Here is a 3419-nt window from a genome sequence, read left to right as displayed (position 1 = left end):
GAGGTTCATCATGAATAACACATCAGTGTGGAAAAATTTCAAATCCACCATTGCGGCCCCGATTGACCCTTGGCTGTTTTTTGCCATGCTCGCCATCTACATCATGAGCCTGTTCCTGCTCTATTCTGCAGACGGGCAAGAGTTCGGCCAATTGGAAAACAAAACCATCCATACCGTTTTGGGCTTTGTCCTTTTATGGATTATCGCCGTATTCAAGCCGCAAATGGCTGCCAAAGTTGCCCTACCTGTTTACATTGTCGGCGTATTACTGCTGATTGGCGTCGAAGTTGCCGGCGTTACCGTCAACGGTTCGACACGTTGGCTGAGCCTCGGCTTTACCCGTATCCAACCTTCCGAAATCATGAAAATCGGTATTCCCATGACTGTCGCGTGGTATTTCCAACGCTATGAAGGCCGTCTGAAATGGGTACATTATATTGTTGCCCTCGTTCTGATTCTTGTTCCTGTTGCCCTGATATTGAAGCAGCCAGATCTGGGTACGGCAGCACTGATTATGGCTTCGGGTATTTTTGTCATCTTCTTTGCCGGATTGCCTTGGAAGGCTATTTTTTCCGCCATTATTGCCTTTGTGGCCGCTTTGCCGCTCTTGTGGAATTACGGCATGCACGACTACCAGAAAACCCGCGTCCTCACTCTGCTCGACCCAACCAAAGACCCGTTAGGCGCAGGCTACCACATCATCCAATCCATGATTGCCATCGGCTCGGGCGGCGTATGGGGTAAAGGCTGGCTCAACGGTACGCAAACCCATTTAGACTATATTCCCGAATCAACGACTGACTTTATTCTCGCAGTATTCGGCGAAGAATTCGGCCTGATTGGCAATATCCTTTTACTGCTGGTTTACCTCATCATTCTGGCACGCGGATTGTGGATTGCCGCACAAGCGCAATCCCTTTACAGTCGTACTTTGGCAGGCGCGTTGACCATGACTTTTTTCTGCTACGCCTTTGTAAACATGGGCATGGTCAGCGGTATTTTGCCCGTCGTAGGTGTCCCCCTCCCCTTGGTCAGCTACGGCGGTACGGCTACACTTTCCATCATGGTGGTGCTCGCCCTGCTGATGGGTATTGCCAACGAACACAAAAACCTCCGCCGCCGTAATGCGGATAACGATGACCTAACTGAAAGCGAGGAATAATATGGAACTGGGTGTAGAAATCGGCAAGCTGCTTGTGGCATTTCTCGTGCTGATTAATCCTTTCAGCGCGCTCTCAATCTATCTTGATCTGACACAAAACCACAGCACCAAAGAAAAGCGCAGAATCGCGCGTACTGCCGCATTGGCCGTTTTCATCGTAATCATCGTCTTTGCACTGAGTGGCGGTATCTTGTTGAAAGTACTTGGTATCAGCGTGGGCTCTTTCCAAGTCGGCGGCGGTATTCTGGTTTTGCTGATTGCCATCTCCTTAATGAACGGCAACAATAATCCTGCCAAGCCCAAAATCGACCCCAATTCAGAAGAGCATCACCATGAGCAACAAATCCGCCGCAATGAAAAAGCCATTGCCGTCGTACCCATTGCCATTCCGATTACCATCGGTCCCGGCGGTATTTCTACCGTCATCATTTACTCCTCTGCCGCCAAAAATTACAGCGATATTGCCCTAATTATCATCTCCGGCTTTTTGGTCAGCCTGATTTGCTATTTCATTCTGGTCGTGGCCGGACGCATCAGCAAACGCTTGGGCACTACCGGCCTGACCATCCTCAACCGCATCATGGGCATGATGCTTGCCGCCATTTCCGTAGAGATTATTGTTGCCGGCTTAAAATCCATTTTCCCCCAACTGGTCGCTTGAAGTACAATCATCACAATAAAAGGCCGTCTGAAACATTTTCAGACGGCCTCATAAAAACATAAAAACAAAGGAGTCAACCATGTTTCACAGCACCCACGTTTTCACCGGAGAAACCATTTACCGCAGACCGGCGCAAAGCTATACCGAGTTCACCGACGAATTAAACCGCCTCCAAACCCTTCAGCAAACCTTCGCACAATCAAGCATTATCGAGCGCACTGCCCTCTTACAACAATTTGCCGACAGCCTTACCCAAAACCAAGAACGCCTTGCTGAAATGGTCTGCGAAGAAGTCGGACGCTGCCTGCACGAATGCCGTGCCGAAATCAGCAAATCCATCGAGCTTATCCGCTATTACGTCCGCCTTACCCCCGAACTGCTTGCCCATAAAACCATCGCCACTCAAGCCAGCCTCAGCCAAGTCCGCTTCGAGCCTTTGGGCGTTGTTTTGGCAGTCATGCCGTGGAACTACCCTGTTTGGCAGATTTTACGATTTGCCATCCCTGCCCTCTGTGCCGGCAATGCCTGCGCGGTCAAACCTGCGCCCAGTGTCGCCCGCGTCAGCGAAACACTCTTCAACCTCGTCCCCAAAGGTTTGCCGCTTATCGGCGCATGGTTAAACCATGAAGACACGCTTAAAGCCATTGAAGATACCGATGCCATGGCATTTACCGGTTCGACCCATACCGGTCGCTTGCTGGCCGCCCATGCGGGCAGACATCTGAAAAAAACCGTCCTTGAACTGGGCGGCAGCAATCCGTTTATTATCCTGCCTGATGCCGATCTGCAACGTGCAGTCATCGATGCCTGCTATTCGCGCTTTCGCGATGCCGGACAATCCTGCAATGCCGCCAAGCGCATCGTTGTTACCCAAGATATTGCCGAACAATTTATCCCGCTCTTCCTTGCCGAATGCGCCAAACTGCAAACCGGCAATCCCAAAGACCCGAACACTACCCTTGCCCCGCTTCACCGCGAAGACCTGCGTCAAACCGTACACGAGCAGGTTCAAGATGCGGTTGCACATGGCGCGCAGTGCTTGAGCGGCGGTTATATCCCTGAGGGAGAAAGCTGGTTTTACCCTGCCACGGTATTGGATCAAATCAACCCGAACTGCCGCGTTTGGCACGAAGAAGTCTTCGGCCCAGTTGCCATGATTTTACGCGCCAACAATCCGGATCACGCCGTCGCACTTGCCAACGACACACCTTTCGGCCTCGGCGCCTGTATCTACACAGCCGACACGGCAAATGCATGGCAATACGCCGAAAAAATTCAAGCAGGCTCTGTCTTTATCAACCGCCACACCAGCAGCGATCTGCGCCTACCTTTTGGTGGCGTCAAAGCTTCAGGTTATGGACGCGAGCTATCAGAATTCGGGCTGTACGAATTCGTCAACGTCAAAACCTATTGGCAAAAATAAACTGTTGCATTAACTCAGGCCGTCTGAAAACCCGATTTCAGACGGCCTGAGACCTTTGCAAAATTCCCCAAAATCCCCTAAATTCCTACTAAGACATTTAGGGGATTTTCCATGACCACCTTCTTTCAGCAAACCGTCCAAGCCATGATCGTCAAACACATCGACCGCTTCCC

General features: G+C 51.0%; 3 protein-coding genes. All 3 read left to right on the top strand.

Going from position 1 to position 3419, the window contains the following annotated elements; translation table 11 throughout:
• Positions 1-10 precede the first annotated feature (10 nt).
• A complete protein-coding gene (gene rodA / locus ACTHUM_RS10945; RefSeq protein WP_107811047.1) occupies positions 11-1162 on the top strand; it encodes a rod shape-determining protein RodA in 1152 nt (383 codons plus the stop codon).
• A gap of 1 nt (position 1163) precedes the next feature.
• Entirely contained in the window at positions 1164-1823 is a 660-nt protein-coding gene (locus ACTHUM_RS10940) for a MarC family protein (RefSeq protein WP_070459823.1), read from the top strand.
• A 79-nt stretch (positions 1824-1902) separates the two neighbouring features.
• The gene (locus tag ACTHUM_RS10935; protein ID WP_107811048.1) at positions 1903-3246 is read left to right on the top strand and encodes an aldehyde dehydrogenase family protein; all 1344 of its coding nucleotides are present in this window, start codon (positions 1903-1905) and stop codon (positions 3244-3246) included.
• The last annotated feature ends 173 nt before the right edge of the window (positions 3247-3419 follow it).

This window comes from Neisseria sp. P0021.S006, assembly GCF_051956895.1.
This window is presented reverse-complemented; position numbering and strand designations above follow the sequence as displayed.

Bases quoted from the DNA above. Each gene is read 5' to 3' on its own strand.
- rodA (WP_107811047.1), top strand. From the start codon at position 11: ATGAATAACACATCAGTGTGGAAAAATTTCAAATCCACCATTGCGGCC.
- ACTHUM_RS10940 (WP_070459823.1), top strand. From the start codon at position 1,164: ATGGAACTGGGTGTAGAAATCGGCAAGCTGCTTGTGGCATTTCTCGTG.
- ACTHUM_RS10935 (WP_107811048.1), top strand. From the start codon at position 1,903: ATGTTTCACAGCACCCACGTTTTCACCGGAGAAACCATTTACCGCAGA.